This is a genomic window from Streptomyces griseocarneus, from assembly GCF_014655595.1.
Classification (GTDB): domain Bacteria; phylum Actinomycetota; class Actinomycetes; order Streptomycetales; family Streptomycetaceae; genus Streptomyces; species Streptomyces griseocarneus.
The window spans coordinates 45,664-71,565 of record NZ_BNBL01000006.1 but is presented as its reverse complement, the minus strand read 5'-3'; the positions used below and the strand labels follow the sequence as shown (position 1 = coordinate 71,565).

Genomic DNA, 25,902 nt, shown 5'->3' with positions numbered 1-25,902 from the left:
GGGGGACCGACAAGCCGTGCGCGCTCTACGAATAACTCTGATTGTCGCCATCGTTCTCGGCGGCCTGTTCGTGGCCGCCGACCGGGCGGCCGTCTACTTCGCCGAGAACGAGGCGGCCGAGAAGATCCGCAACAGCCAGGGGCTCTCCGGGACCCCCGAGGTGTCGATCAAGGGCTTCCCCTTCCTGACCCAGGTCGCCGGCTCCGAGCTCGAAGAGGTCGACATCAAGCTCGACGGCGGCATCACCGCCAACGCGGGCGAGCGCTCGATCAAGGTGAGCGGCTTCGACGCCCAGCTGCACAACGTCCGCATCGACAGCAGCTTCTCGTCCGCGATCGCGGGCCGCGCGACGGGCACCGCGCACATCTCCTACGAGGACCTGACCAAGGCCACGGCCGACCCCGGCGTCAGCGTCGCCTACGGCGGCAAGGGCGGCGCCGAGCGCAGCAGCCAGGTGAAGGTGACGGGCACGGTCCCGGTGATGGGCCAGCCGGTCACGCGCAGCGTGGTGTCCACCGTGACCGTGGTGAACGGCAACACGATCCGGGTGCGGGCCGACGAGATCCCGGCGCAGGGCATTCCGGGGCTGGAGCAGGCGGTCCGCGCGAAGACCGACTTCGACCGGCAGATCACGGGCCTGCCCAAGGGCCTCAAGCTCGACAAGGTCGTCACGACGCCGACCGGCGTGGACGTCACACTGACCGGGACGGACGTCAACCTGGCGGGCTGAGCCGGGCCGCGGGCGGGGCGGAGCGAGGGCCGGGACAACCCCTGGTCCCACGTTCCGAGACGCTCGCGTCCGTACATCAGTCCATGGGGCCGGATCCCGGGCCGTACGGGCCCCCGCGGGGCCCACGGGGCGGCCCGGACCTTTCCTCGTCCCAAAATACGGAATCTCGCGTCTCATTATGTGGCGCCCCCGTGACAGGGCCCGCCGCCCTCCCTACGATCGCCCCTATGAAGCGACAGGCGGATCTCACGAAGCGGCGGGCAGTTGACCTGTGCCGCGTTTCCGCCATGCTGTGTCGCCGTGTCTGACAGGAAGCCGTTCTTCCGGTTTCCTTCCGGCCTCTCCGGCCGCCTCCCCGCACCACCCGCATCACCCGTTGCGCGGCGCCGCGCTCGCTCGACCGACCGATCGACCGCCGCGCACCCCGCACACGCTGGCGCACATCCGCGACTGCCCCGGAGGAGAACAGCATGAGCCGCAGTGACGTCCTGGTGGACGCCGACTGGGTCCAGGCCCGCATCGACGCAGGCGACCCGAAGACCGTCATCGTCGAGGTCGACGAGGACACCTCCGCGTACGACAAGAACCACATCAAGACCGCCATCCGCATCGACTGGAAGTCCGACCTCCAGGACCCGGTCCGCCGCGACTTCATCGACCAGGCCGGCTTCGAGAAGCTGCTGTCCGACAAGGGCATCGCGAACGACGACACCGTCGTCCTCTACGGCGGCAACAACAACTGGTTCGCTTCCTACGCCTACTGGTACTTCAAGCTCTACGGCCACCAGGACGTGAAGCTCCTCGACGGCGGCCGCAAGAAGTGGGAGCTCGACTCCCGCGACCTCGTCGCCGACGTGCCGCGGCGCCCCCGCACGGAGTACAGGGCCCAGCCGCAGGACACCTCGATCCGTGCCTTCCGCGACGACGTCGTGGCCGCCATCGGCAGCCTCAACCTCGTCGACGTCCGCTCCCCCGACGAGTTCAGCGGCAAGCTGCTCGCCCCGGCGCACCTCCCGCAGGAGCAGTCGCAGCGCCCCGGTCACGTGCCGAGCGCCCGCAACATCCCGTGGTCGAAGTCGGCCAACGACGACGGCACGTTCAAGTCCGACGACGAGCTCAAGGAGCTCTACGAGGGCGCGGGCGTGGACCTCGCCAAGGACACCATCGCGTACTGCCGCATCGGCGAGCGTTCCGCGCACACCTGGTTCGTGCTGCACGAGCTGCTCGGCCGGCCGAACGTCCGCAACTACGACGGTTCCTGGACCGAGTACGGCTCGCTCGTCGGCGTGCCGATCGAGCTCGGCGCCAACTGACCCTTCGCCCGCGACAGTTAAGGATCACGCACATGTGTGGAGCAAAGGCCGGCGGCCCGGACGCCTCGACCGCCAAGCCCGGCGAGACCACCATCCAGGGCTCGCTGACCCGCGACGGCCAGCCCGTCACCGGTTACGTGCGGCTGCTGGACTCGACCGGCGAGTTCACCGCCGAGGTGCCCACGTCCGCGACCGGACAGTTCCGCTTCTACGCCGCCGAGGGCACGTGGACCGTCCGGGCGCTGGTGCCGGGCGCCACGGCCGACCGTACGGTCGTCCTCGCCGAGAAGGGCGCGCTGGCGGACGTCGCCATCGCCGTCTGAGGCGCGCATCGCCGCGCGCCTGAGGTCCGCGGAGGGCCGCACCCCGGGTTGGACGCCGTGAGGGGGGTGCGGCCCTTCGCATCGCTCGGGCCGCCGTCGTACGGTGAAGGTGTGTACGCGCGGCGTAGGCACCTCTACTTCGCCATGATGGGCACGTGCATCGGCATGTTCGTCCTGGCGTGGGCCGTGGTGCGCCTGTGGTCGGTGCCGGCGGCCGTCGGCATGTGCCTGTTCGCCATGGTCATCCCGCCCGTCGCCGCCATCGTCGCCAACCGCCGGGGCCCGGACGACCGCTGGTGGGACGACCCCTCCGGCGACCCGAAGTCGGACGAGTGGTGGGACGAGCTCGACGGCAAGCGCCGCCCGCGGTCACACGACCAGTGACCACGGGCGACCGGTGCGCCCGCGGTCAGTAGACGAGCGCCTGCACGCCGTCGCCCATGGCCTCGCTGACGAAGACCTGCGCGCCGGCGATCCGCGCGCCCTCGATCAGGTCCTTCTCCTCGATGTCACGACGCGCCGCGCACTGCGTGCACACCGTGATCATCCCGCCCCCGGCCCGGATGCCGTCGATCAGGTCCGGCAGCGGCGCGGCGTGCGGCAGCTCGAACTCCGCGGCCCTCCCCGGCAGCGCGAACCACGACGACTCGCCGGTCAGCCACAGCGACACCTCCACCCCGCTGGCCACCGCCACGGCCGCCACCGTGAACGCCTGCGAGCACCGCTCGGGAGCGTCGGCCCCCGCCGTCACCTTGATTACGAGCTTCTTGGCCATGCGCGCCACTCTAGGGGCCACGGCGGCACTCCGGGCCACGGCCACGCTCCGGGCCCACGGCGGCACTCCGGCCCCACGGCCACGATCAACCTCACAGCGCCGCTCACGGCACGGCCGACTAGACTCGACCCGGTCCGTAAATCCATCACCTCACTCCGACCGAGGAGCGCGCTCGTGCTTGAGGCAGTCTTCACCACCCTGCTGGTCCTGGTCGCCGTCGGCGTCGTCGCCTTCGCGGGCCTGACCTGGAAGAAGCTGTACCAGGGCCAGCGCTGACCCGTTCGTTCCGCACCCTCTACAGATCGCCTGAGCTCATGATTGAGATTCCGTCCGACCTCCATCCCGACCTCGTGCCCCTGGTCTTCCTCCTCGGCAAGTGGGAGGGCGCCGGCGTCGCGGACTTCCCCGGCGAGGAGAAGTGCAACTTCGGTCAGGAGGTCACCTTCTCCCACGACGGCCGTGACTTCATCGAGTACACCTCCCACACGTGGGTGCTCGACGGCGAGGGCAAGATGGTCCGCCCGCTGGAGACCGAGGCCGGCTTCTGGCGCATCGACAAGGACCGGAAGGTCGAGGTCGTCATGACCCGCCACTCCGGTGTCGCCGAGGTCTGGTACGGCGAGCTGGCCGACCAGAAGCCGCAGATCGACCTGGCCACGGACGCCGTCGCCCGCACCGAGGCCTCCGGCCCGTACTCCGGCGGCAAGCGCCTCTACGGCTACGTCAAGGGCGACCTGATGTGGGTCGGCGAGAAGGCCACCCCCGAGGTGCCGCTGCGCCCGTACATGTCCGCGCACCTGAAGAAGGTCGGCACGCAGCAGAGCCTGCAGGAGTGGGCCGAGAGCCTGCCCGAGGACCTGCCGGACGGCGTGTCCTTCTTCCGCCAGGACGGCACGCCCTACAACCCGTAGGCAGCACCACCCCATCTCGCCCCGCGGGGGAAGTCCGGTGACCATCCCGGCGCTGACCCGCAACGGTAAGGCGGAGGGCCCCTCCAGGGCCCTCCGCGAGCCCGATCGCCCGCGGCGGTGAGCGTCCCTGCCCAAGCTCGCCGTGGACTGCGAGAGGACCCTCCCCGTGTCGACCGACACCCCGGCCCTCGTCCCGAGGACGCCGGGACCGGCGCCCTGCACCGCCGCGCCACCCCGGCGGCTTCCCCTGCCGCCGCTCATGGCCGGGCTCACCGCCGCCCTGCTCCTGTCGCTGCTGTGCTGCGTGGCGCTCGGCTCCTCCGGCATCGGCTGGGGCGAGACGCTGCGCCACCTGCGGGCGGGACTGACCGGAGGGACCATCGCGCCGGACGAGGTCTCGGCGTACACCATCGTCTGGGAGCTGCGCTTCCCGCGCGCCCTGCTGGCCGCCGTCGTCGGCGCGGGGCTGTCCGCGATCGGGGTGGGCGTACAGGCCATGGTCCGCAACGCCCTCGCCGACCCCTTCACCCTCGGCATCTCCTCCGGCGCCGCCGTCGGCGCCAACGCCGTGCTGCTGTTCGGGGCCTTCGCCTCGCTCGGCGTCTGGGCCCTGTCGGGCGCCGCCTTCGTCTCCGCGCTCGCCGCCATGGTCCTCGTGTACGCGGCCGCCCGCACCGCCCAGGGGCTGACCCCGCTGCGGCTGGTGCTGACCGGCAGCGCCATGTACTACGGCTTCTCCGCCATCACCACGCTCATGGTCTTCAGCGCCTCCCGGGGCGAGGCGGCGCGCTCGGCGATGATGTGGCTGCTCGGCAGCCTGGGCGGCGCCACCTGGTCGTCCGTGCCCATCGCCGCCGCCGTCGTGCTGGCCGGGCTCGGCTACCTGCTGTGGTCGGCGCGCGGCCTGAACGCGCTGGCCATGGGCGACGAGACGGCGGCCGCGCTGGGCGTGGACGCCGAGCGGCTGCGCCGGGTGCTGTTCGTGGTGACGGCGGCCGTCACCGGGGCCGTCGTGGCCGTCAGCGGCGCCATCGGCTTCGTGGGGCTGATGGTCCCGCACGTCACGCGCATGCTCGTCGGGGCCGACCACCGCCGGGTGCTGGCCGTGGCGCCCCTGCTGGGCGCCGTGCTGCTGCTGTGGGTCGACGTCGTCTCCCGGCTGCTGCTGGCGCCCGTGGAGCTGCCGGTCGGGGTCATCACCGCACTCATCGGCGTGCCCTGCTTCGTGGTGCTGATGCGGCGGCGCGGCTACACCTTCGGAGGCACGTGATGCGGGTCGACGTCGAGGACCTGTCGGTGGAGATCGCGGGCGCCCGGCTCGTCGAGGACATCACCCTCCGGGCCGGCGACGGGCAGGTCGTGGGCCTGGTCGGGCCCAACGGCAGCGGCAAGTCGACGCTGCTGCGCTGCGTCTACCGCGCGCTGCGGCCGGCCGCCGGGCGGGTGCTGCTGGACGGCGACGACCTGCACGCCCTGACCGCCCGCGAGGGGGCGCGCCGACTGGCGGCGCTGCCGCAGGAGACGGCGGGCGAGTTCGGCTTCACCGTCGACGAGGTGGTGGCCATGGGGCGGCTGCCGCACCAGAGCGCGGCCGGGCGCATCACGGCGACGGACCGCGAACGATGTGCGGCGGCGCTGCGGCGGGTGGGCGCGGACCACCTCGCCGACCGGGGCTTCCTCACGCTCTCCGGGGGCGAGAAACAGCGCGTCCTGATCGCGCGCGCCCTGGCCCAGGAGCCGGAGGTGCTGGTGCTGGACGAGCCGACGAACCACCTGGACATCGCCCAGCAGCTGGAGGTCCTGTCGCTGGTGCGCTCGTCGGGCCTGACGGTGCTGGCCGCGCTGCACGACCTCAACCTCGCCGCCACCCACTGCGACGCCCTGTACGTGATCGCGGGCGGCCGCATCGTCGACTGTGGCCCGCCGCACTCCGTGCTGACGCCCGAGCTGCTCGCCGAGGTCTTCTCCGTACGGGCGCACCGCGTTCCGCACCCGGCCTCCGGTGCGCCGCAGCTGCTCTTCGACCGCCTGCCCTAAGGACTCCATGCGTACCGCCGCCCGTACCGCCCGCATCGCGCTCGCCCTGCTCGCCGCCGTCACCCTCACGAGCTGTGGCGCGAAGGTTTCGGACGCTACCGACGACAAAAAGAGCGAGGCTTCCGGCTCCCCGGGCCACTACCCGGTGACGGTCTCGAACTGCGGTGTGAAGACGACGTATGACAGGGCCCCGCGGCGCGTGGTGACCAATGACGTCGGCATCGCCGAGATCATGTTCGCGCTCGGCCTCGAGGACCACATGGCCGGCTACGTGGCGCCGGACTACCGCAGCAGCCGGGACGACAAGGGCGCCGCGCCCTGGAAGGGCGGCTACGACAAGGTGAAGTGGCTGTCCAAGAAGGAGATCAACAAGGAGCTGGTCCTCGACGCGAGGGCGGACCTCGTCTTCGCGGGCTGGAACTACGGCTTCGGCGAGGGCACCGGCTTCACCCCCGAGGCCCTGAAGAAGGTCGGCATCGGCTCGTACGTCCTCACCGAGTCCTGCCACAACGGCGGCAGCGGCACGTCGCGCGGCGTGATGCCGCCGCTGGAGGCGCTGTACACCGACCTCCGCACGCTGGGGAGGATCTTCGACGTCGAGGACCGGGCGGAGAAGCTCGTCACCCGCTTCCAGCGGCGCGTCGCCGAGGCGCAGGCGACGGTGCCGAAGGACGGCGCGCGGCCGCGGGTGTTCCTCTACGACGACGGCCGGGACAAGCCCTTCACCTCGGGCGCGTACGGCGGGCCGCAGGACATCATCACCCGGGCCGGCGGCGACCACGTGATGAAGGACCTCAAGGACTCGTGGGTCCAGGTCGGCTGGGAGACCGTCGTGGACCGCGACCCCGAGGTCATCGTCATCAACAACTACGGCGACGTCACGGCCGAGGAGAAGAAGAAGTTCCTGCTCTCCTACCCGCCGCTGGCCAACGTCTCGGCCGTGAAGAACAAGCGCGTCCTCGTCCTCGACTACGTCGACCTCGTCGAGAGTCCCCGCAACCCCGAGGCCGTCGCAGCGCTCGCCGGGTATCTGAACGGGGTACGCGGGCGCTGATGCTGCCTAGACTGGGAGCGTGGTGGACACCGACTGGCAGAGCGATCTCCGTAAACGCGGCTACCGGCTGACCCCGCAGCGCCAGCTCGTCCTCGAGGCCGTCGACCGGCTCGAGCACGCGACGCCGGACGACATCCTCACCGAGGTCCGCAGGACCGCGGGCGGGGTGAACATCTCGACGGTCTACCGGACGCTGGAGCTGCTGGAGGAGCTGGGCCTGGTCAGCCATGCCCATCTCGGGCACGGCGCGCCCACGTACCACCTCGCCGACCGGCACCACCACATACACCTGGTCTGCCGGGACTGCACGGACGTGATCGAGGCCGACCTGGAGGTGGCCGAGGCCTTCACCGCGAAGCTGCGCGAGGACTTCGGCTTCGACACGGACATGAAGCACTTCGCGATCTTCGGCCGGTGCTCCGGCTGCCGTTCGAAGGCGTCGCCCCCGGCGCCGTAGGCTGGTCGCCATGCTGCGTCAATCGAAGAGCCCTCTGCTGTCGCTGCCCGGCGCCGTCCCCGCCGAGGGCCCGGACGAAGGGGTCGCCGCGCACTACGGCGACCTGTTCCGCGAGCAGCGCGCGCTCGCGGACGGCTCCGGGTTCGTGGACCTCTCCCACCGCGGTGTCGTCACCGTCACCGGCCCCGACCGGCTGAGCTGGCTGCACCTGCTGCTCACCCAGCACGTGAGCGACCTCCCGCCGCACCGGGCCACGCAGGCGCTGATCCTCTCCCCGCACGGCCACATCGAGCACGCGCTGTACCTGGTGGACGACGGGGAGACGACCTGGGCGCACGTGGAGCCCGGCACCCAGGACGACCTGATCGCGTACCTGGAGAGCATGAAGTTCTTCTACCGGGTCGACGTCGCCGACCGCACGGACGACATCGCGGTGACGTACCTGCCCGCCGGCTCCGTCACGGCCACGCCGGAGGGCGTCGTGGCGCGCGAGACGGCGTACGGCCGGGACCTGTTCCTGCCCCGGGAGCGGCTGGCGGAGTTCGCGGCGGAGAACGGCCCGGCGGCGGGCGTCCTGGCGTACGAGGCGCTGCGCGTCGAGGGCCACCGCCCCCGGCTGGGCCTGGAGACCGACCACCGCACGATCCCCCACGAGCTGGGCCTGATCGGCGAGGCCGTCCACCTCCAGAAGGGCTGCTACCGCGGCCAGGAGACGGTCGCCCGCGTCCACAACCTGGGGAAGCCGCCGCGCCGCCTGGTCTTCCTGCACCTCGACGGCAGCGTGGTGACCCTCCCGGGCCACGGCGCCCCGGTCCGCCTGGCGTCGGACGGCCCGGAGGGCCGTCAGCTGGGCTTCGTGACGACGGCCGTCCGCCACCACGAGCTGGGGCCGATCGCGCTGGCGCTCGTCAAGCGGAACGTCCCGGTGGACGCGACGCTGCTGGTGGGCGAGGCGACCGCCGCCTCGCAGGAGACGGTGGTCGAGCCGTAACGCCCGCGGCCGGGCGGGTCCGGGGGCAGGCCCCCGGACGGCCGGTCAGACCTCCAGCAGCACCGTGAACGGGCCGTCGTTCGTCAGGGACACCTTCATGTCCGCGCCGAACCGGCCCGTCTCGACGTGCGCGCCCAGCTTCCGCAGCTGCGCCACGACCTCGTCGACGAGCGGCTCGGCCACCGGGCCGGGGGCCGCCGCGTTCCACGTGGGCCGCCGGCCCTTGCGGGCGTCACCGTAGAGGGTGAACTGCGAGATCACCAGTAGTGGCGCCCCGACGTCCGAGCAGGACTTCTCGTCCTTCAGCACCCGCAGGGACCACAGCTTGCGGGCCAGCTGGGCGCAGCGTTCGGGGGTGTCCTCGTGCGTCACGCCGACCAGCACGCACAGACCCTCGCCGATGATCTCGCCGACCACCTGGCCGTCCACGGCGACGCTCGCCCCGTCCACCCTCTGCACCACAGCACGCATACGGACCATGATGCCCTGCGCCCGTACGGGTTCGTTGCGGTGGAGAGACCCTGCGGCCGGGGCATGCCCAATGGCACGATGCGTGCAGGCGGTGCCTTTTGCGGGCAACGGCGGGACGCTCCGGCCGCACACCGCCCGAGGGGACGGAACCGCATGACCACACCGACCGAGGATGGCCGAACGCTCACGGCGGCGGACCGCACGGCCATGGAGCTCCGCGCAGGCGGAGGTGAAGCGTTGCACGCCAGACCACCGACCCAGCGCTCCGGACGGCTGGCGGACGTCCCCGGCCGCCGGATGAACGAGATGGGCCTCGCGGAGCTGCGGTCGATGCGGCGCGAGGCCCAGCAGGAGGAGGCCGACCTCAGCTACGTCCGCCGGCTCCTGCAGGGCCGCATCGACATCCTGCGGGCCGAGCTGGCCCGCAGGGCGGCGCCGGAGTCCCCGGCGGTGGAGCGGCTGCTGGTCGACCGGCTGACGGAGATCCTCTCCGACGGGCCCTCCGCGCAGCGCTCCTCGGCCCGCCACGTGACGCTGCGCACCCCGCACAGCGAGGAGCACCGGCGGGTGGTGGAGGACATGCTGGCGGAGGTCGGGCTGTCGGACCTGGCGGCCCGCACGGACGGCGAGCTGCGGGACGGCATGGCCCGCCTGGCGGGGTACGAGCGGCAGGTGTCCCTGCGTCGTCAGGGGGTGCAGCGCACCGCCGACGATTGCAGTGCCGAAATCGCGCGCAGGTACCGTGAAGGAGAAGCACAAGTAGACGACCTGCTCTCGTGATCTCCTGACAGGACCACCGGGGGGCGGTCGCGCACCACCCCGGAAGGCCGACGATGACCTCCTCGACCCCTGCCCCGCCCGCGAACGCCGCCGCCCCGGCCGACGGCGCCGGCATGTCCGGCGGCCTGTCCCCGGTCCTCGCCGAGGTGGTCCGCTCGGGCTTCGTCGAGGGCGTGCACCGCGGCTCGCTGGTCGTGCTGGCTGCGGACGGCGGCGTGGAGTTCGCGCTGGGCGACCCCGCGGCCCCGGTCTACCCGCGGTCGGCCAACAAGCCGATGCAGGCGGCGGCCGTGCTGCGCGCCGGGCTGGAGCTCTCCGGGGAGCGACTGGCGCTGGCGGCGGCGAGCCACTCCGGCGAAACGTTCCACCTCGATCTCGTCCGCACAATGCTCACCGAGTTCGGCCTCGCCGAGGACGGCCTGCAGACCCCGCCGGACCTCCCGCTCGACCCCGTCGAGGCGGAGGCCTACCTGGCCTCCGGCCAGGTGCGCGACCGGGTCACCATGAACTGCTCCGGCAAGCACGCGGCCATGATCGCCGCCTGTGCCGCCAACGGCTGGGCCACCGACTCCTACCTCGACCCCGCGCACCCGCTGCAGCGCCTGGTGCTGGACGTCGTGCAGCGCACGAGCGGCGAGCCCGTCGCCCACGTGGGCACCGACGGCTGCGGCGCGCCCCTGATGGCGCTCTCCCTGACCGGCCTGGCCCGCGCCTTCCGCAGCTTCGTGGTGGCCGCCCCCGGCACGCCCGAGCGCGCGGTCGCCGACGCCATGCGCGCCCACCCCGAGTACGTCGCCGGCACCCGGCGCCCCGACACCTGGCTGATGCGCGAGGTGCCCGGCGTGCTGTCGAAGATGGGCGCCGAGGCCGTCCAGGCCGTGGCCCTGCCCGACGGCCGGGCCCTGGCGTTCAAGATCGACGACGGTGCCGGGCGGGCGCTGGGCCCGGTGCTGGCCCGCGCGCTGCGGATGATGGGCGTCGAGGCTCCCGTCCTCGACCGCATCGCCGAGCAGCCGCTGCTGGGCGGCGGCCGGCCGGTCGGCGAGATACGCGCCGCGTTCTGAGGGCGTATCTCACCGTACTGACGCAGGAGCGCCGGAGCGCCCGAGCCCCTGAGCGCGGGGCGCCGGTTTCGGCCGTGCGCGCCGTGCGGGCGGGCGCGCACGGCGCGGACGCCGCCATGCGCCGCGTACCGGCCTCCTGACGACCGTAAGAAATGGCGTGCGTCCTGCTTTGGGCGGCACCTAACGTGCTGTCATGAGCCTCGAGGTCCGCACGATCGACGACACCGACCTGCCCGACTGGCTGCGCGCCATGCGCATCGGCTTCCTCCAGCCCCCCGTGGTGCCCAAGGAGGAGATCGAGATACGCCGGGCGGGCATGGACTTCGAGCGCACGCAGGGCGCGTTCGACGCCGCCACCGGGCGCTGCGTCGGTACGTTCCGCAGCTTCACCCAGCGCATCACCGTGCCCGGCGGCGCGTCCGTGACGACGAACGCCGTCACCAACGTCACCGTCGCCCCCACCCACCGCCGGCGCGGGCTGCTCAGCCGCATGGTGGACCGCGACCTGCGCGCCGCCAAGGAGCGCGGCGACGCCGCCGCGACGCTCCTCTCCGCCGAGTACCCGATCTACGGGCGGTACGGCTTCGGCCCGGCCACCTGGGTCACCGAGTGGGAGGTGGACGTGGCCGGCGCCCGCCTCGACGCGCGCTACGCGGGCCCGGACGGCGGCGGCCGCATCGACCTCGTGGACAGCGCGGGCGTACGGGAGTTCGGCCCCGGCCTCCACGAACGGCTGCGCACCCTCCGGCACGGCGTCGTCGACCGCACCGACCGCTGGTGGCGGTTCGCCACGGGCGAGCTCGCCCTCCACACCGAGGCGTCCTGGACCGAGCCGTTCCACGCCCTCTACCGCTCCGCCGACGGCACCGTGGAGGGCCTGCTCACCTACACCGCCGATGACGTGTGGGAGGCCAAGCGCTCACGGACCACCGCCACCGTGCGCAGCCTGATCGCGGTGTCGGCCGAGGCCGAACGCGCCCTGTGGCACTACCTGTTGTCGGTCGACTGGGTCACCCGCGTGATGACCGGGCTGCGCGCCCCCGACGACCTCCTGCCGCTGCTGCTGCCCGACCCGCGCGCCGCGAGGGTCACCACCCACGCCGACCACCTGTGGCTGCGCCCCCTCGACACCCCCGTCCTGCTCGAGGCCCGTACGTACACCGGCGCCGGCTCGCTCGTCCTGGAGGTCGACGACCCCGCCGGACTGGCCGGCGGCCGCTTCCTGCTGGAGGCCGGCCCCGACGGCGCGAGCTGCGTGCCCACCACGCGCCCGGCCGAACTAGCCCTGGGCGTAGGGGAGTTGGGGGCCCTCGTCCTCGGCGACGAGTCGGCCGTGCGCCTCGCCGCGCTGGGGCGCGTCACCGAGGAGCGGCCGGGAGCGGCGGAGCGGGCGGAGCTGCTGCTGCGCACCGCACGCCGGCCGTGGTGCCCTGACCAATTCTGATCACTCCTCACGGGCCCGGCTTGACCTCAACCAAACTTGAGGTAGCAGATTGTTCCCCATGAAGACCTCGTACCGCCTCGCCGTCATCGTCTCTTCCACCCGTGAGGGCCGCTTCGGCCCCACCGTCGCCAACTGGCTGGCCGAACAGACCGCCCAGCACCCGCAGATCGAGGTCGACGTCATCGACCTCGCCGAGCACCCGCTGCCGGTGAACCTCTCCGGCAAGCCCGGCCCGGAGGACGCCGCCGCCCTCGCCGCCGTGTCCCCGCGGCTGGCGGAGGCGGACGCCTTCGTCGTCATCACCCCCGAGTACAACCACAGCTACCCCGCGAGCCTGAAGCACCTCATCGACTGGCACTACACCCAGTGGCAGGCCAAGCCGGTCGCCTTCGTCTCCTACGGCGGGCTCTCCGGCGGCCTGCGCGCCGTCGAGCACCTGCGCCCGGTCTTCGCCGAGCTGCACGCCGTCACCATCCGCGAGACGGTCAGCTTCCACAGCCCGTGGGGCAAGCTGGACGAGACCGGCCGCCACCTGGACGAGGAGGCCGGCACCTCCGCCGCCGGTGCCGCGAAGGCGATGCTCGACCAGCTCACGTGGTGGGCCCTGTCCCTGCGCGAGGCCCGCGAGAAGCGCCCGTACGGCGCATGAGCGGCCGGTGCGGGGCCGGGGGCGCGGGAGCCGGGGCCGGTCCCCCGCACCGGCCCCGGCGTCCCCGCCGCTACTCCGCCGGCGTCAGGCGCTGCCCGAGCCCGCCGTCGACCGCCAGCTTCAGACCGGTGGTGAACGTCGCGTCCGCCGCCAGGTACAGCGCGGCGCGGGCCACCTCGTCCGGCGAACCGTGCCGCCGCATCGGGGTGACCGTGTCGCCCACCACCTTGAAGTGCGCCTTCTCCTCGGCGGACAACCCGGCCACGCCCATGGTCGGAGTGTCGATGAAGCCGGGGCTCACCGCGTTCACCCGGATCCCCGCCCCCACCAGCTCGGCCGCGAGCACCTGGGCGAACGACCACAGGGCGGACTTCGTGCCGGAGTAGACCGACATCCCCGCGTAGCCCCCGGAGTCCGCGATGGACGTGGTGAAGGTGATCGCACCGCCCTCGCGCAGCAGCGGCAGCATCCGCTGCACGGTGAAGAACGCCCCCTTGGTGTTCACCGCGAACATCCGGTCGTAGGACTCCTCGGTGACCTCCGCCACCGGGGTCAGCTCCGAGATGCCGGCGTTCACGAAGAGGTAGTCGACGTGCCCGAGCGTCGTCTCGACCGTCGTGCCGAGCGCCGCGATGTCCTCGAGGCTCGCGGTGTCGGAGCGGACGATGTGGGCGCCCGGTCCGAGCTCGTCGCGCGCGTCCCGCAGGTTCTTCTCGTTGCGGCCCGTCAGCAGCACCTCCGCGCCGCCCTCGACCAGGCGCTTGGCGATGGCCAGTCCCATGCCCATGGTGCCGCCGGTGATCACGGCCTTCTTGTTCGCGTAAGTCGTCATGCCCCGCACTCTGCCGAGACGCTCTGACGATCCGCTGTGGACGGGCTGATGATCCACTGTCAGACCCTTGAGTTACGGTCGGGACATGCGGTTCGGGGTGCTCGGTCCACTGACGGTGTGGGACGAGGTGGGGGATCCGGTCACGGTGCGCGAGGCGAAGGTCCGCGCCCTGCTGGCCCTCCTTCTCGCGCACGAAGGCCGGCCGGTCTCCGCCGACCGGCTCCTCGACCACCTGTGGGGCGAGGCGCTGCCCGCCGACCCCGCCAACGCCCTGCAGGTCAAGGTCTCCCAGCTGCGCCGGACCGTGGGCCGCGACCGCGTCCCGCGCCGGCCCCCGGGCTACCACCTGCAGGTCGCCGCCGAGGAGACCGACGCCGGCCGCTTCCGGGCCCTCGTCTCCCGGGCCGGGGCGGCCACCGGTCCGCGCGAGCGGGCCCGGCTGCTCACCGAGGCGCTCGGACTGTGGCGGGGCCCGGCGTTCGCCGACTTCGCCGACCAGGAGTACGTACGCCCCGCGGCGCTCCGGCTGGAGGAGCTGCGGCTGGCCGCGCTGGAGGACCGGGCCCGGGCACGGCTGGAGCTGGGCGAGCACGACGGCCTCGCCGCCGAGCTGTCGGACCTCGTGGCGCGACACCCGCTGCGGGAGCGGCTGCGCGCGCTCCAGCTCCGCGCGCTGTACGCGGCGGGCCGCCAGAGCGAGGCGCTGGCCTCCTACGACGAGCTGCGCACGCTGCTGGCGGAGGAGCTGGGCCTGGACCCGGGCCCGGAGCTCGTGGCGCTCCACCGGGCGATTCTCGCCCAGGCCCCCGAGCTGTCCCCCGCGCCACAGGCCCCACCGCCGCGCACGAACCTGCCCGCCGCCCTCGGCGAACTCGTCGGCAGACAGCGGACGGTGGCCTGCACGGTCGCGCTGCTGGCATCCGGCAGCCGCCTGGTGACGCTGACCGGGCCGGGCGGGGTGGGCAAGACCGTCCTCGCGACCGAGATCGCGGCACGGCTGCGGGACGGAGAGGGCGAGGACGGCACGGACGGCGTGTGGCTGGTGGAGCTGGCAGGGCAGCGCGGCGACCGCGACGGCCTCGCCGAGGTCGTGGCCGGCACGCTGGGCATCCGGGACGACGGGGCGCCGCCCGGCCGGCCCGCCCCCCTGGCCACGGACCGGCTGGCGGCGGCCCTGCGCGACCGTAGGACCCTGCTGATTCTGGACAACTGCGAGCAGGCCGTCGAAGCCGTCGCCGACCTCGCCGACCGGCTGCTGCGGGCCGCCCCCGGCCTGCGGCTGCTGGCCACGAGCCAGGAGCCGCTCGGCGTCGCGGCCGAGGTCGTGCGGCCGGTCGAGCCGCTGGCCGGCGACGACGCGGTGCGGCTGTTCGCGGCCCGCGCCGCGGCCGCCGACCCGGGCTTCGCCCTGGACGCGTCCACCAGGGACGCCGTCGAGGTGATCTGCCGGCGGCTGGACGGGCTCCCGCTCGCCCTGGAGCTGGCCGCCACGCGCGTACGCGCGCTGGGCGTGCGGCAGTTGGCGGACCGCCTCGACGACCGCTTCCGGGTCCTCTCGGGCAGCCGCCGGGGGGCTCCCGCACGCCAGCGGACCCTGCGGGCGGTCATCGACTGGAGCTGGGAGCTGCTGACCGCCCCGGAGCGCATCGTGCTGCGGCGCCTGGCCGTGCACACCGACGGCTGCACGCTGCGGGCGGCCGAGGCCGTCTGCGCGGGCGCCGGGGTGCCGCCGGGGGACGTGCTCGACCTGCTGGCCCGCCTCGTCGACCGGTCCCTCGTCGTGATGTCCGACGGCCCGCTCGGCCCCCGCTACCGCCTGCTGGAATCGGTCGCCGCCTACGCCACCGAGCGGCTGCACGAGATGGCGGACGAGGCCGCCGTGCGCGAGCGCCACCTGCGGTACTACACCGCCCTCGCCGAGCGCGCCCGCCCCGCCCTGCGGGGCCCCGGCCAGCACGAATGGCTGCGGCGCCTCGACGCGGACGGCGGCAATCTGCGCACCGCCCTCGAGACGGCGGTGCGCGGCGGGAGGCCGGAGGAGGCGCTGCGGCTGGTGGCGGCCCTGTCCTGGTACTGGCTGCTGCGCGGCCGCCTGGGCGAGGCCCGGCGCTGGGCGGAGGCCGCGCTGTCGACGAGCGATACGGGATCGGCCGGGCGTACGCCCCGGGCGGACGCCGGCGATCCGCGGGACGGCGACCTGGAGGACCTACGCGCCGAAGTACGCGCCCTGCACCAGGGTTTCGCACTGCTGACCGGCCGTCCCGCGCCCCTCGCGGCGCCCGCCGGCCCGGAGCCGGCGGACCCCGGCGTCCGGGCCAGGACGCGGTGGTTCCGGGCCTACGCCCTCTTCCACACCGGCAGCACGACGGCCGCCGAGGAGCTCACCGGCCGGGCCCTGGCCGGGTTCGAGGAGATCGACGACCGCTGGGGCGTCGCGGCGGCCCTCGGCCTGCGGGCCACCCACGCGCTGATCCGCGGCGAGCTGCCCGCCGTGCGGTCCGACGGCGAACGCAGCACCGCCCTCTTCCGCGAACTGGGCGACGGCTGGGGCACGTTGCAGAGCGTCGGCCCGCTGGCCACCCTCGCCGAGATCAGCGGCGACTACGCTCACGCCGAACGGCTCCTCCGCGACGCCCTGGAGCTGGCCGAGGGCCTCCATCTGGCCACGGAGATCAGCCGGTTGCTCTCCCGCCTGGGACGGATCGCGCTGCTCACCGGCGACCGGGACCGGTCGCGGGAGCTGCACGAGAGGGCCCGGAGCGGCGCCGTGGAGCAGGGCTTCAGGTTCGGGGAGATCCACGCCGAGCTGGGCCTGGCCCTGACGGCCCGCCGGTCCGGGGACCTCGCCACCGCCGAGGCGCTGCTGCTGCGCATCCGCGACTGGTACGCCGAGGTCTCCTCCGAGCCGGGCAACTCCCTGGTCCTCGCGGAGCTGGGGTTCGTCGCCGAGCTGCGCGGCGACGCGGAGGCCGCCGGCGCCCGCCACCGGCAGGCGCTGGCGATAGCCGCCGTCGGGGGCGACCCCCGGGAGATGGCCCTGCCGCTCGAGGGCCTGGCCGGCGCGGAGTCCCTCGCCGGCCGTCCGGAGCGGGCCGCGCTCCTGCTGGGCGCGGCCGCCGCTGCCCGTGCCGCGGTGGGCGCCCCGCTGGCGGCGGGCGAGCGAGGCGACGTCGACCGTGTGACGGAGGCGGCGCGCGCGGCCCTGGGCGAGCGCGGGTTCGACACGGCCTTCGGCCGGGGCGCCGGGCTGGGACCACGGGAGGCGGCGGAGGCGGCGGAGGCGCTGGAAGCGGGCCTGCCGGCGGGCCGGACGACGGCAGGGGGCTGAGCACCGTCGGCCACCCGCCGCATACGATTACCGCACATTCTTACGAATAGAGGTCGCCTTACATGAAGTTGTCCCGGATCACGGCGGTGGCCGCCGCTGCCGTCATAGCCCCGGCCGCTTTCCTGGCCGCCCCTGCCACCGCCGCCACGGGCACCGCCGCCGACGTCCAGAAGCCCGCCGTGACGGCCCCGGACGCCACGACCCCGGACCCGGCCACCGGCCCGGCCGCCCCCGCCGACGGCACGAAGAAGACCGACCAGGCCCCGGTCAAGGCCACCGTCAAACTGCTGGAGTACCCCCGGTCGTTCACCGCGGGCGGCGACTGGACCGAGTTCGGCTTCATCGTCGACAACACCGCCGGCAGCCAGGCGATCGAGCCCCTCCGCCTGACGTTCATGCTCAGCGGCAACGGCAAGAAGAAGATCAAGAGCACCCAGCGGATCGAGTACCGGGCCAAGGACGGGTCCTGGGTCCGCATCGACGACAAGACCCCGGGCTCGACGTTCGTCGGCAACGTCACGAGCGGCAAGGTCGAGAAGGGTCAGTCGGCCACCGTCGAGCTGCGCGTCAAGCTCGCCGCCGACTACCCCACGGGCCCGGCCCACGCCCTGGTCGACATCTCGGGCACCACGGTGCGTCAGCTCTCCCCGATCGAGGTCGTGGCCAAGGGCGGTGCCGCCAAGCCCTCGCCGTCCACCGGCACGGACAAGAAGTCCCCGTCCCCGACCGGCAGCGCCAAGCCGTCCCCCTCCACCAAGCCGAGCGCGAGCACCACGGCCCGGCCCTCGGCCCCGGCCTCGGCGCGGGCGTCCGCCGCGCCCTCCGCCTCCACCTCGTCGCCGGCGGCCGCCGTCGCCAACACCACCGCCCAGGGCGGCGGCGACGCGCTCGCCACCACCGGTGCCGGCAACTCCACCCCCTGGGTCGTCGGCGCCGCCGCCCTCGCCGTCGCCGCGGGCGCGGGCCTGGTCGTCATGACCCGCCGCCGCCTGTCCTCCGGCCGCTGAGCAACCCCCGGGCCCGGACCGGGTCCGGGGGCCGGGGGCCGGGCGGCAGCGAGCGGTCCGGCCCCCGCCCACGGGGTGAAGTGGCGTCAGGTCGGGTACAGTGACCGCCACCAGCAGTGCCACGACCGAGGAGGTGAGACCCATTACCGCTGCAGCAGGCTGGGTGCTCTCACCGCACGGTCGTACGGTCCCTCAGGCGTAGGTGACCGCGAGAGCACCCTTCGGTAACCCGAAAGGCTCTCTCCATGTCGGCATCACCCTCCCTCGCCTCCTCCTTCACCACCGTCGTCACCACGCTCCGCGCCGCCGGCTGCGTCTTCGCCGAGGACGAGGCGGAGCTGCTCCTGTCCACGGCCCGCACCCCGGACGAACTCGACACCATGGTCGGCCGGCGCGTCGCCGGACTCCCCCTCGAACACGTCGTGGGCTGGGCCCTGTTCTGCGGCCTGCGAATAGCCGTGGACCCCGGGGTCTTCGTCCCCCGCCCCCGCACCGAATTCCTGGTCCGCCAGGCCACCGCCCTGGCCGGCCCGCGCCCGGTCGTCCTCGACCTGTGCTGCGGCTCGGGCGCGGTGGGCGCCGCGCTGGCCACGACCCTGGACCGGCCCGAGCTGTACGCCGCCGACATCGACCCGGCCGCCGTCCGCTGCGCCCGCCGCAACCTGGCCGGCACCGGCGGCCTGGTGTTCGAGGGCGACCTCTACGATCCGCTGCCCGCGACCCTGCGGGGCCGCGTCGGCATACTGGTCGCCAACGCCCCGTACGTCCCCACCGAGGCCATCGGCCTGCTGCCCCCCGAGGCCCGCGTCCACGAGGCGCGCGTCGCGCTCGACGGCGGCGCGGACGGCCTGGACGTACAGCGCCGGGTGACCGCCGAGGCCCCCCGGTGGCTGGCCCCGGGCGGACACCTCCTGGTCGAGACCAGCGAACGTCAGGCCCCGCTGACCGCCGCCGCGTTCGCCCGCAGCGGCCTGGTCCCCCAGGTGATCGCCTGCGAGGACCTGGACGCCACGGTCGTCGTCGGCACCCTGCCCGCCTCTGCCGACGCCGACGCCTGACGCCTGACGCCTGATGCCTGACGCCTGATGCCTGACGAGGTTCCGGGGCTGCCGGGCTCTGCCCCTACTCGGCTACTCGGCTACTCGGCTACTCGGCCGCTTCGAGGGCGGCGCGCCACACCGGGCTGTCCACGTAGTGGTTGTCGAAGCGCTCGGACGACTCCTTGATCTCCTGCGGGCTCGCCTCGCCGCGCATCACGCGGTTGAGCAGCCGCAGGTAGTCGAAGCGCGGCATGCCGGGCGTGAAGACGAACAGCACGTCGGCCTCGGCACCGGGCGCCGCCGCGAAGGCGTGCGGCGTGTGCGGGGGCACGAGCAGGAAGTCACCCTCGTTCAGGATCTTCACCTCGTCGTCGACGAGCACCTGCAGGGAGCCGCCGATGACGAAGAAGAGCTCGGACGCCCGGGTGTGGAAGTGGGCCGGGGCGCCCACCGCCCCCTTGGCGAAGGACGAGCGGTAGCTGGTGATCGAGCTGCCGTCGGTGCCGCAGTCGGCGAGCAGGGTCATGACGCTGCTCGGGTCGCTGACGGTCTCGGCGTCGGCGGCACGGGTCAGAACCGGCTTGAGTGCGGTGGCGTCCATGGTGTGCTCCCCGTCGTGTGCGGCGGCCGTTGGGCTTCTGCCCCGGCTCGTTGATCACGACTCTATGGCGCCGATAGACCGAGCGAGAGGTGCAATTCCGCAGAGAAACGAGAGGTCAATTCGCGGGCTTCTTCCGAGGCCCGCGACTTGAGGCGGAGTGGAGTGAGGGGGCCTGGGATCGGCGACCGGTCAGCGGCGTCCCGACCGCTTCCAGATGATCACCATGCCGCCGGCGAGGACGAGCAGGGCGGCGACCACGATGCCCACCTTGCAGAGGTAGTCGAACAGCAGGTGGTGGACGAGTTCGTCGTCCCCGGCGAGGAGGTTCATCGCCGGGTCCCCCGCTTGCGTGCGGCCCGCGCGGCCAGCACCCGGACGCCCTCGCGGACGAGGGGTTCGGCCCGGCGCCTGGCCTCGTCGAGCCTGCCCCGGCGCTTGAGGTTGAGCGCGACGGCGAAGACGACGAGGGCGAGGATCACCAGGCCGCCGACGATCACCGCGAAGCGGATCAGCAGGAAGGTGAGGGCGGTCTCCATGGCACGGCCTCCCGGACGCAGTTTTATGTCACAGTCGAGATAAAAACCAATGTATCACGCCCGTGATAAAAAGAATGGGTGCCCAAACTCGTGGACCCCGCCGCCCGCCGCCTCGAAGTCGTCGACGCCGTCTTCCGCGTCGTCGTCCGGGACGGCCTCGCACAGGCCTCCCTGCGCAACGTCGCCGACGAGGCCGGCCTGAACATCGGCTCCGTGCGGCACTACTTCGCGGGACACCAGGAGCTGATGCTGTTCGCGATGCGTTCGATGCTCGACCGGGTCTCGCACCGTCTGGCCCGGCACATCGAAGAGGCACCCGACCTCGCGACGGCTTCCGGCGCCGAGCGCCGCGCCGTCATGGACGGACTGCTGTGCGAACTGCTGCCCCTGGACGACGTCCGGCGTGCCGAGGTGACCGTCTTCGTCGAGTTCATGACCGCCGCCAGAACCGACTCCGCTCTCGGCGACCTCGCACGGGAGGCGGCCGAGGGCAGCCGCGGCCTGATCACCCGGATCCTGTACCGGCTCTCGGCCCGCGGTGATCTACGGCCCGGCCTCGACCCGGACACCGAAGCCGTACGCCTGTGGGGCCTGATCGACGGACTGTGCCTCAACTCCGTACTGCATCCCGACCTGCTGAGCCCCGACGCCTGTGTGACGGCACTGCGCGGCCACCTCGCACAGATCACGACGGACTCTGACGCGGACGGCCATTCCACCCGGGGGCGGTGACGCTGCACCTCGACGGTTTCGTCGGCCCCCGTCGGGGCCGGGGTGTGCTTTAGAGGCTGCGGGCGGTGATGTCGCCGTAGGCGGTGGTGGCGTGGATGTTGAGGGTGGTGGTGTTGTTGGTGTTGGTGAGTGCGTTGTGGATGCGGCCGTAGGTGGTGCCGGCGTCGAGGGTGGCGGAGGCTCCGCGGGCGGCGCCGATGGTGATGTGGCCGTGTTCGGTGCGCAGTTCGACGGTGCCGTGGGTGGCTTCGGTGATGTGGAGGTCGCCCTTTTGCGTGCTGAGGTGGGCGGGGCCGTCCAGGAGGCCGATCTTGATGTCGCCGGCCTGGAGGGTGAGGTGGGCGCCGGCGGTTTCGTCGAGCTTGACGGTGCCCTGTGCGGCCTCGAAGGTGACGTCGCCGAGGCGTCCGACGCCGCGGAGTTCGGCGCTGGCGGTCTTGGCCTGGATGTGGGAGCCGGCGGGCAGCTGAACGGTCACCTCGACCGAGCCGGAGCTGCCGAGGATGCGGTTCTTGGCCGGTGCGGCCTCGATCCGCAGGACGCCGTCGGTGTAGGCGACCGTGGTCTGCTCCGCCGCCTTGACGTCACGGCCGCTCGAGGCGTTGACGGGCAGGACCTCGACGGTGGTGTCGGCGCGGTCGGCGGCGATGAAGCGGATGCGTCCGGCGGGGACGTCCAGGACGGCGGCGATGGGGGCGGTGGTGGTGAACTTCTGCATTGCGCTCTCCTTGAGCTCGTCGTTTCCGATGAGCGAAAAGCTACGTTGCATTCATAGATCCATCAACACACCCGTTGCACAGAATCGGCATTACTGCAGGTCAGACTCGTAAAATCGTTGCAACCGGCCTCTGGGTTAACGCAACGTCAGGCGCCTGTTCGTTGCAATGAGTTGAGGATGAACGCTATGCTGAAGACCTCAACGGGAGAACAAAGGAGATCGCGATGCCGGGAGGCAGGCTCACCCAGCCCGAACGTCAGCAGATCGCGCTGGGGCTGGCCGACGGCCTCGCCTACGCGGAGATCGCCAGACGTCTGGACCGCCCCACCTCGACGGTCACGCGTGAAGTGATGCGCAACGGCGGCCCCACCGCCTACCGCGCCGACCTGGCCCACCGCGCCACCGAGCGCCGCGCCCACCGCAGCAGGCAGACCGCACCCCGGGGCCCCAAGGCCCCCTCGCAGGCCTACGGACGCGACCCCGAGGCCGTGCGCGAGTACGAGGAGACGTTCACCACCGTCCTGATGGCTTCGGGCGTGCCCAAGATGATGTCCCGGGTGCTGGCCTGCCTCACCCTCACCGACACCGGCAGCCTCACCGCCTCCGAACTCGTCCAGCACCTCCAGGTCAGCCCGGCGTCCGTCTCCAAGGCGGTCGCGTTCCTCGAGAGCCAGGGGCTCGTCCGCCGGGAACGCGACGACCGCCGCCGCGAGCGCTACGTCGTCGACGACGACGTCTGGTACCAGTCGATGATGGCCAGCGTCCGCGCCACCGCCCACCTCGTCGAGATCGCACGGCAGGGCGTCGGCGTCCTCGGCCGCGACACCCCGGCCGCCACCCGCCTCGAGAACATCGCCCGCTTCTCCGACTTCGTCAGCGAGAGCATCGCCCGCGCCGCCGAGCAGGCCCGCGACATCCTCCACACGAAGGCCAAGACGCCCTCGGACGGCACCGCCGAGCCGAGTTCGGACCGCTAGAAGCGGGTAGCCGGTCACGGTCACCGCCTCGGCGGCAGCCCCCCGCATCCAAGAATGGCTACTTTTGCAAGCAGCTGCTTGCAAAAGTTAGCAGCCTCGGGCAGGATCGCGGCATGGCATCACTCAACGTCGGCAATCTCGGCGAGTACCTGCGGGAGCAGCGGCGCACCGCGCAGCTGACGCTTCGGCAGCTCGCCGACGCCGCCGGAGTGTCCAACCCGTACCTCAGTCAGATCGAGCGCGGCCTGCGCAAGCCGAGCGCCGAGATCCTGCAGCAGCTGGCCAAGGCGCTGCGGATCTCGGCCGAGACGCTCTACGTACAGGCCGGGATCCTCGACGAGCGGGACCGGGACGAGGCGGAGGTCCGCAGCGTGATCCTCGCCGACCCCTCGATCAACGAGCGGCAGAAACAGGTGCTGCTCCAGATCTACGAGTCCTTCCGCAAGGAGAACGGGCTCGCGACGGACGAGACGGACAAGACGAACGACCGCAGCACACCTTCGAGCTGATCCGGGAGACCATCGCATGGCCATCACTCAGGACATCCGCAAGGCCGCCACCGACACCGCCTACGCCGCGGCCGGCGCCGCCGACCTCACCGCGGAGAAGATCGGGCAGCTCGTCGTCGAGGCCCCCGAGCGCTTCGAGAAGCTGCGCAACACCGACCCGAAGGCCCTCGGCGAGCGGTTCACCCAGCAGGCCAAGCAGGTCCAGACGCAGGTGACCACGAAGTTCGGCGAGATCGTCGGCACCCTCGACGCCGACGCCAAGAAGCTGGGGCAGGCCGCGCAGGACCTGACGCTGCAGGGCGTCGGGCAGGCCGTCGCGCTCGCGGCGCAGGCGGGCGAGAAGTTCGAGGCGCTGGCCGACCGCGGCCGCGAGGCCGTGAAGACGTGGCGCGGGGAGGCCGCCGAGGAGCTCTCCGAGATCGCCGTCGCCGTCGAGCCGGACAGCGACGAGCAGGCGGCACGGGACAAGCAGGCCGCCGAGCAGGACAAGGCCGACCAGGACAAGAGCGAGCAGGACAAGGGCGGGCAGGCGGCCGAGGGTGACGCCGACGCCAAGCCGGCCGCCCGCAAGACCCCCGCCCGCAAGCCGGCCACCGCGAAGAAGGCGGACGCGAAGACCGGCGAGTGACCGCCGGCTCCTAGCGAGTACGAGCCCCCGTTCCGGGCACGGATGTTCCGGGCACGCCCGGCGTGCCCGGAACGTTCTCCCGGTACGGTGGGCGAGAGGCAATCCGACAGAAGGTGAGCGGCATGCTGGTAGAAGGCTTCGGCGAGGTCCTTTCCTGGGTGTCCGTCGGCTTGCTGCTGTTCACCCTGTTCGCGCTGATCGACGCCGCCGTCCGCCGCGAGGACGCCTATCGGGCTGCCGACAAGCAGACCAAGGCCTTCTGGCTGATCATCCTCGCCATCGCGGCCGCGGTGAACATCTTCTTCGGGATCCTGAGCTTCCTGCCGGTCCTGGGCCTGATCGCCACGATCGTCTACGTGGTCGACGTGCGCCCCGCCCTGCGCCAGGTCTCCGGCCGCGGCGGCCCCCGCCGGCGCGGCGGCTCCAGCTCGGACGGCCCGTACGGCCCGTACAACGGCGGCCGCTAGGGACCTGTCCGGCAGACGGGCCGAAGCCGGCCGGCGACGCCGGCCGAAGGGCCCGGGGTCAACGCCCAAGGACCAACCGCACCGCCCCGGGTCAGCCCCGCTCGAGGAGCAGCACGGCGAGGTCGTCGGTCAGCTCCTCGCCGTTGAGCGCCCGCACCTCCGCCACGGCCGCCTCCAGCAGGCCCTCTCCCCGCAGCCCCTCCTTCACCTGGCGCGTGATCATCTCGATCATGCCCTCCTGGCCCAGCCGCCGGTTGCCCGCGCCGATCCTGCCCTCGATCAGGCCGTCGGTGTACATCAGCAGGCTCCAGGCGTCGCCGAGCTCCACCTCCCGGCGCGGCCAGCGGGCCCCCGGCAGCAGGCCCAGCGCCGGGCCGCCGTCGTCCTGCGGCAGCAGGGCGGGTGCCTGTCCGGGGCGTACCAGCAGCGGGGCCGGGTGGCCGGCCAGGCACAGGGCCGCCGAGCGGCCGTCGGGCGATATGTCGACCGTGCACAGCGTCGCGAAGATCTCCTCGTCCGCCCGCTCGTGCTCCAGCACCTGCTGCAGGGTGTCGAGCAGCTCGTCGCCGCTCAGCCCGGACAGGGTCAGGGCGCGCCAGGCGATGCGCAGCGAGACGCCGAGGGCCGCCTCGTCGGGGCCGTGCCCGCAGACGTCGCCGATCATGGCGTGGACCGTGCCGTCGGGCGTGCGGACGGTGTCGTAGAAGTCCCCGCCGAGCAGGGCGCGGCTGCGGCCGGGGCGGTAGCGGGCGGCGAAGCGCAGGTCGGATCCGGCCAGCAGCGGGTGGGGCAGCAGGCCGCGCTCGAGGCGGGCGTTCTCCTGGGCCCGCAGCCGGGTCTCGGTGAGCTGGCGCTGCGCGAGGTCGGCGCGCTTGCGCTCGACGGCGTAGCGGATGGCCCGGCTGAGGACCCGCCCGTCGAGCTCGTCGCGGAAGAGGTAGTCCTGCGCCCCGACCCGTACCGCCTCCGCGGCCCGCTCGGCGTCCGCCTCGGCGGTCAGGGCGAGCACGGCGTGGCGCGGCGCGAGCCGCAGCACCCGCCGCAGCGTCTCCAGCTCGTCGGCCGGCGTCTCCTTCTCCTCGCACGGCCCGCCGGTCCGTGCGCCGGGGGCCTGCTCGAGGGGCGGCAGCTCCAGGTCCAGGAGGATGCACTGGACGTCGTCGGTGAGCAGCCGGGCGGCCTCGGTGAGGTTACGGGCGGTGCGGATGCGTACGGGCTTGCCCGCCGCTCCCGTCATGGCCGCCATGTCGGGGCCCGACAGCGTGCCGCCGGGGTCGTCCTCGATCACCAGCAGGGTCAGCCCGCCGTCGGGCAGGGCGACGGGCTGCTCCGCCGGCCTGGGCGCGGGTACGGGCATCACTTCGGTTTCCTTCCTCCCCCAGCGTTCCGCTGGGCGGGACCCCATCCCCCCGAGAGCACGGCGGCTCACCGGCAGGCGAGTACCGAGGGTGACCCTAGCGCCAGAGCCCGGCGAAACGGAATGGTACGGAGCCACCCGCCTCTGTCATATGCCCTAGCCGCAAAGGGA

At 72.9% G+C, this 25,902-nt stretch carries 30 protein-coding genes; 22 read left to right on the top strand and 8 right to left on the bottom strand.

Translation table 11 applies throughout. The annotated features are described in order from the left end of the window. The first annotated feature begins 16 nt into the window (after positions 1–16). The 4 genes from IE295_RS16905 (at position 17) to IE295_RS16890 (ending at position 2,750) form a co-directional block, all read left to right on the top strand. On the top strand, positions 17–730 hold the full coding sequence (locus IE295_RS16905; protein ID WP_190064487.1) for an LmeA family phospholipid-binding protein: 714 nt from the start codon (positions 17–19) through the stop codon (positions 728–730). A 470-nt stretch (positions 731–1,200) separates the two neighbouring features. Further along, on the top strand, positions 1,201–2,043 hold the full coding sequence (locus tag IE295_RS16900) for a sulfurtransferase (RefSeq protein ID WP_190064486.1): 843 nt from the start codon (positions 1,201–1,203) through the stop codon (positions 2,041–2,043). A gap of 32 nt (positions 2,044–2,075) precedes the next feature. Further along, entirely contained in the window at positions 2,076–2,366 is a 291-nt protein-coding gene (locus IE295_RS16895; RefSeq protein WP_190064485.1) for a DUF1416 domain-containing protein, read from the top strand. Between the two features lie 111 nt (positions 2,367–2,477). Then, positions 2,478–2,750, top strand: coding sequence for a DUF3099 domain-containing protein (locus IE295_RS16890; protein ID WP_190064484.1), 273 nt, complete (start codon positions 2,478–2,480; stop codon positions 2,748–2,750). Positions 2,751–2,775: 25 nt separating this feature from the next. Here the strand turns inward: IE295_RS16890 and IE295_RS16885 are convergent, their stop codons facing one another. Next, on the bottom strand, positions 2,776–3,141 hold the full coding sequence (locus IE295_RS16885; protein WP_190064483.1) for a DsrE family protein: 366 nt from the start codon (positions 3,139–3,141) through the stop codon (positions 2,776–2,778). A 314-nt stretch (positions 3,142–3,455) separates the two neighbouring features. On the opposite strand from IE295_RS16885, the gene IE295_RS16880 reads away from it, so the two are divergent. The 6 genes from IE295_RS16880 to ygfZ all read left to right on the top strand — a co-directional run bounded on the left by IE295_RS16880 (position 3,456) and on the right by ygfZ (position 8,591). After that, the gene (locus IE295_RS16880) at positions 3,456–4,052 is read left to right on the top strand and encodes a heme-binding beta-barrel domain-containing protein (RefSeq protein ID WP_086569295.1); all 597 of its coding nucleotides are present in this window, start codon (positions 3,456–3,458) and stop codon (positions 4,050–4,052) included. A gap of 259 nt (positions 4,053–4,311) precedes the next feature. After that, positions 4,312–5,322, top strand: coding sequence for a FecCD family ABC transporter permease (locus tag IE295_RS16875; RefSeq protein WP_190064799.1), 1,011 nt, complete (start codon positions 4,312–4,314; stop codon positions 5,320–5,322). Next, positions 5,322–6,089: an ABC transporter ATP-binding protein gene (locus IE295_RS16870; RefSeq protein ID WP_190064482.1), complete on the top strand. Its 768-nt coding sequence runs from the start codon at positions 5,322–5,324 to the stop codon at positions 6,087–6,089. Before IE295_RS16875 ends, IE295_RS16870 begins: the two co-directional genes overlap by 1 nt. 7 nt (positions 6,090–6,096) lie before the next feature. After that, positions 6,097–7,143, top strand: a complete 1,047-nt coding sequence (locus tag IE295_RS16865; protein ID WP_190064481.1) for an ABC transporter substrate-binding protein — start codon at positions 6,097–6,099, stop codon at positions 7,141–7,143. Between the two features lie 19 nt (positions 7,144–7,162). Further along, a complete protein-coding gene (locus tag IE295_RS16860) occupies positions 7,163–7,600 on the top strand; it encodes a Fur family transcriptional regulator (protein ID WP_190064480.1) in 438 nt (145 codons plus the stop codon). A 10-nt stretch (positions 7,601–7,610) separates the two neighbouring features. Beyond that, positions 7,611–8,591: a CAF17-like 4Fe-4S cluster assembly/insertion protein YgfZ gene (gene ygfZ, locus IE295_RS16855; protein ID WP_190064479.1), complete on the top strand. Its 981-nt coding sequence runs from the start codon at positions 7,611–7,613 to the stop codon at positions 8,589–8,591. 45 nt (positions 8,592–8,636) lie between these two features. Here the strand turns inward: ygfZ and dtd are convergent, their stop codons facing one another. Then, on the bottom strand, positions 8,637–9,062 hold the full coding sequence (dtd, locus tag IE295_RS16850) for a D-aminoacyl-tRNA deacylase (protein WP_190064478.1): 426 nt from the start codon (positions 9,060–9,062) through the stop codon (positions 8,637–8,639). 207 nt (positions 9,063–9,269) lie between these two features. Between dtd and IE295_RS16845 the strand changes: the two genes are divergently transcribed. From IE295_RS16845 to IE295_RS16830, 4 genes are all read left to right on the top strand, one after another. Continuing rightward, positions 9,270–9,842: an RsiG family protein gene (locus IE295_RS16845; protein ID WP_190064798.1), complete on the top strand. Its 573-nt coding sequence runs from the start codon at positions 9,270–9,272 to the stop codon at positions 9,840–9,842. A 53-nt stretch (positions 9,843–9,895) separates the two neighbouring features. Continuing rightward, a complete protein-coding gene (locus tag IE295_RS16840) occupies positions 9,896–10,906 on the top strand; it encodes an asparaginase (protein ID WP_190064477.1) in 1,011 nt (336 codons plus the stop codon). 193 nt (positions 10,907–11,099) lie between these two features. Beyond that, complete coding sequence (locus tag IE295_RS16835) at positions 11,100–12,350, top strand: GNAT family N-acetyltransferase (RefSeq protein ID WP_190064476.1); 1,251 nt, start codon at positions 11,100–11,102, stop codon at positions 12,348–12,350. A gap of 58 nt (positions 12,351–12,408) precedes the next feature. Further along, positions 12,409–12,999, top strand: coding sequence for an NADPH-dependent FMN reductase (locus IE295_RS16830; RefSeq protein ID WP_190064475.1), 591 nt, complete (start codon positions 12,409–12,411; stop codon positions 12,997–12,999). Positions 13,000–13,069: 70 nt separating this feature from the next. Here IE295_RS16830 and IE295_RS16825 read toward each other — a convergent pair whose 3' ends face one another. Continuing rightward, positions 13,070–13,831, bottom strand: a complete 762-nt coding sequence (locus IE295_RS16825) for an SDR family oxidoreductase (protein ID WP_190064474.1) — start codon at positions 13,829–13,831, stop codon at positions 13,070–13,072. 85 nt (positions 13,832–13,916) lie between these two features. Here IE295_RS16825 and IE295_RS16820 point away from each other — a divergent pair, with 85 nt between their 5' ends. From IE295_RS16820 to IE295_RS16810, 3 genes are all read left to right on the top strand, one after another. Then, a complete protein-coding gene (locus tag IE295_RS16820; protein ID WP_190064473.1) occupies positions 13,917–17,159 on the top strand; it encodes an AfsR/SARP family transcriptional regulator in 3,243 nt (1,080 codons plus the stop codon). Between the two features lie 62 nt (positions 17,160–17,221). Next, positions 17,222–18,166, top strand: a complete 945-nt coding sequence (locus IE295_RS16815; protein WP_190064472.1) for an LAETG motif-containing sortase-dependent surface protein — start codon at positions 17,222–17,224, stop codon at positions 18,164–18,166. A gap of 245 nt (positions 18,167–18,411) precedes the next feature. Next, positions 18,412–19,224: a putative protein N(5)-glutamine methyltransferase gene (locus IE295_RS16810; RefSeq protein WP_190064471.1), complete on the top strand. Its 813-nt coding sequence runs from the start codon at positions 18,412–18,414 to the stop codon at positions 19,222–19,224. Positions 19,225–19,312: 88 nt separating this feature from the next. Here the strand turns inward: IE295_RS16810 and IE295_RS16805 are convergent, their stop codons facing one another. The 3 genes from IE295_RS16805 to IE295_RS16795 all read right to left on the bottom strand — a co-directional run bounded on the left by IE295_RS16805 (position 19,313) and on the right by IE295_RS16795 (position 20,343). Next, complete coding sequence (locus tag IE295_RS16805) at positions 19,313–19,807, bottom strand: cupin domain-containing protein (RefSeq protein ID WP_190064470.1); 495 nt, start codon at positions 19,805–19,807, stop codon at positions 19,313–19,315. Between the two features lie 189 nt (positions 19,808–19,996). Continuing rightward, a complete protein-coding gene (locus tag IE295_RS16800; protein ID WP_190064469.1) occupies positions 19,997–20,137 on the bottom strand; it encodes a hypothetical protein in 141 nt (46 codons plus the stop codon). Continuing rightward, on the bottom strand, positions 20,134–20,343 hold the full coding sequence (locus tag IE295_RS16795) for a hypothetical protein (RefSeq protein ID WP_190064468.1): 210 nt from the start codon (positions 20,341–20,343) through the stop codon (positions 20,134–20,136). The genes IE295_RS16800 and IE295_RS16795 overlap by 4 nt, the downstream gene beginning before the upstream one ends. 78 nt (positions 20,344–20,421) lie before the next feature. Here IE295_RS16795 and IE295_RS16790 point away from each other — a divergent pair, with 78 nt between their 5' ends. Further along, positions 20,422–21,075 (top strand): TetR/AcrR family transcriptional regulator, encoded by a 654-nt coding sequence (locus IE295_RS16790; RefSeq protein WP_190064467.1) that lies wholly within the window; start codon positions 20,422–20,424, stop codon positions 21,073–21,075. Between the two features lie 49 nt (positions 21,076–21,124). Here the strand turns inward: IE295_RS16790 and IE295_RS16785 are convergent, their stop codons facing one another. Beyond that, positions 21,125–21,793: a DUF4097 family beta strand repeat-containing protein gene (locus IE295_RS16785; protein ID WP_190064466.1), complete on the bottom strand. Its 669-nt coding sequence runs from the start codon at positions 21,791–21,793 to the stop codon at positions 21,125–21,127. 224 nt (positions 21,794–22,017) lie between these two features. Between IE295_RS16785 and IE295_RS16780 the strand changes: the two genes are divergently transcribed. The 4 genes from IE295_RS16780 to IE295_RS16765 all read left to right on the top strand — a co-directional run bounded on the left by IE295_RS16780 (position 22,018) and on the right by IE295_RS16765 (position 24,374). After that, complete coding sequence (locus IE295_RS16780) at positions 22,018–22,770, top strand: GbsR/MarR family transcriptional regulator (RefSeq protein WP_190064465.1); 753 nt, start codon at positions 22,018–22,020, stop codon at positions 22,768–22,770. A 113-nt stretch (positions 22,771–22,883) separates the two neighbouring features. Next, positions 22,884–23,279 (top strand): helix-turn-helix domain-containing protein, encoded by a 396-nt coding sequence (locus IE295_RS16775; RefSeq protein ID WP_086568554.1) that lies wholly within the window; start codon positions 22,884–22,886, stop codon positions 23,277–23,279. A 16-nt stretch (positions 23,280–23,295) separates the two neighbouring features. Then, positions 23,296–23,907, top strand: coding sequence for a hypothetical protein (locus IE295_RS16770; RefSeq protein WP_190064464.1), 612 nt, complete (start codon positions 23,296–23,298; stop codon positions 23,905–23,907). 122 nt (positions 23,908–24,029) lie between these two features. After that, positions 24,030–24,374 carry a DUF2516 family protein gene (locus tag IE295_RS16765; RefSeq protein ID WP_190064463.1) on the top strand — a complete coding sequence of 115 codons (345 nt, stop codon included), beginning with the start codon at positions 24,030–24,032 and terminating at the stop codon, positions 24,372–24,374. Between the two features lie 91 nt (positions 24,375–24,465). Here IE295_RS16765 and IE295_RS16760 read toward each other — a convergent pair whose 3' ends face one another. Beyond that, entirely contained in the window at positions 24,466–25,731 is a 1,266-nt protein-coding gene (locus IE295_RS16760) for a PP2C family protein-serine/threonine phosphatase (RefSeq protein WP_190064462.1), read from the bottom strand. Positions 25,732–25,902 lie beyond the last annotated feature (171 nt).

What these genes read in the sequence shown, in the direction of transcription:
- IE295_RS16875 (WP_190064799.1), top strand. Translation starts at nt 4,312, where the DNA reads ATGGCCGGGCTCACCGCCGCCCTGCTCCTGTCGCTGCTGTGCTGCGTG.
- IE295_RS16800 (WP_190064469.1), bottom strand. Translation starts at nt 20,137, where the DNA reads ATGAACCTCCTCGCCGGGGACGACGAACTCGTCCACCACCTGCTGTTC.
- ygfZ (WP_190064479.1), top strand. Translation starts at nt 7,611, where the DNA reads ATGCTGCGTCAATCGAAGAGCCCTCTGCTGTCGCTGCCCGGCGCCGTC.
- IE295_RS16820 (WP_190064473.1), top strand. Translation starts at nt 13,917, where the DNA reads ATGCGGTTCGGGGTGCTCGGTCCACTGACGGTGTGGGACGAGGTGGGG.
- IE295_RS16825 (WP_190064474.1), bottom strand. Translation starts at nt 13,831, where the DNA reads ATGACGACTTACGCGAACAAGAAGGCCGTGATCACCGGCGGCACCATG.
- IE295_RS16785 (WP_190064466.1), bottom strand. Translation starts at nt 21,793, where the DNA reads ATGCAGAAGTTCACCACCACCGCCCCCATCGCCGCCGTCCTGGACGTC.
- IE295_RS16865 (WP_190064481.1), top strand. Translation starts at nt 6,097, where the DNA reads ATGCGTACCGCCGCCCGTACCGCCCGCATCGCGCTCGCCCTGCTCGCC.
- IE295_RS16765 (WP_190064463.1), top strand. Translation starts at nt 24,030, where the DNA reads ATGCTGGTAGAAGGCTTCGGCGAGGTCCTTTCCTGGGTGTCCGTCGGC.
- IE295_RS16885 (WP_190064483.1), bottom strand. Translation starts at nt 3,141, where the DNA reads ATGGCCAAGAAGCTCGTAATCAAGGTGACGGCGGGGGCCGACGCTCCC.
- IE295_RS16840 (WP_190064477.1), top strand. Translation starts at nt 9,896, where the DNA reads ATGACCTCCTCGACCCCTGCCCCGCCCGCGAACGCCGCCGCCCCGGCC.
- IE295_RS16870 (WP_190064482.1), top strand. Translation starts at nt 5,322, where the DNA reads ATGCGGGTCGACGTCGAGGACCTGTCGGTGGAGATCGCGGGCGCCCGG.
- IE295_RS16900 (WP_190064486.1), top strand. Translation starts at nt 1,201, where the DNA reads ATGAGCCGCAGTGACGTCCTGGTGGACGCCGACTGGGTCCAGGCCCGC.
- IE295_RS16805 (WP_190064470.1), bottom strand. Translation starts at nt 19,807, where the DNA reads ATGGACGCCACCGCACTCAAGCCGGTTCTGACCCGTGCCGCCGACGCC.
- IE295_RS16815 (WP_190064472.1), top strand. Translation starts at nt 17,222, where the DNA reads ATGAAGTTGTCCCGGATCACGGCGGTGGCCGCCGCTGCCGTCATAGCC.
- dtd (WP_190064478.1), bottom strand. Translation starts at nt 9,062, where the DNA reads ATGCGTGCTGTGGTGCAGAGGGTGGACGGGGCGAGCGTCGCCGTGGAC.
- IE295_RS16895 (WP_190064485.1), top strand. Translation starts at nt 2,076, where the DNA reads ATGTGTGGAGCAAAGGCCGGCGGCCCGGACGCCTCGACCGCCAAGCCC.
- IE295_RS16880 (WP_086569295.1), top strand. Translation starts at nt 3,456, where the DNA reads ATGATTGAGATTCCGTCCGACCTCCATCCCGACCTCGTGCCCCTGGTC.
- IE295_RS16810 (WP_190064471.1), top strand. Translation starts at nt 18,412, where the DNA reads ATGTCGGCATCACCCTCCCTCGCCTCCTCCTTCACCACCGTCGTCACC.
- IE295_RS16760 (WP_190064462.1), bottom strand. Translation starts at nt 25,731, where the DNA reads ATGCCCGTACCCGCGCCCAGGCCGGCGGAGCAGCCCGTCGCCCTGCCC.
- IE295_RS16775 (WP_086568554.1), top strand. Translation starts at nt 22,884, where the DNA reads ATGGCATCACTCAACGTCGGCAATCTCGGCGAGTACCTGCGGGAGCAG.
- IE295_RS16770 (WP_190064464.1), top strand. Translation starts at nt 23,296, where the DNA reads ATGGCCATCACTCAGGACATCCGCAAGGCCGCCACCGACACCGCCTAC.
- IE295_RS16845 (WP_190064798.1), top strand. Translation starts at nt 9,270, where the DNA reads ATGGAGCTCCGCGCAGGCGGAGGTGAAGCGTTGCACGCCAGACCACCG.
- IE295_RS16795 (WP_190064468.1), bottom strand. Translation starts at nt 20,343, where the DNA reads ATGGAGACCGCCCTCACCTTCCTGCTGATCCGCTTCGCGGTGATCGTC.
- IE295_RS16780 (WP_190064465.1), top strand. Translation starts at nt 22,018, where the DNA reads ATGCCGGGAGGCAGGCTCACCCAGCCCGAACGTCAGCAGATCGCGCTG.
- IE295_RS16835 (WP_190064476.1), top strand. Translation starts at nt 11,100, where the DNA reads ATGAGCCTCGAGGTCCGCACGATCGACGACACCGACCTGCCCGACTGG.
- IE295_RS16830 (WP_190064475.1), top strand. Translation starts at nt 12,409, where the DNA reads ATGAAGACCTCGTACCGCCTCGCCGTCATCGTCTCTTCCACCCGTGAG.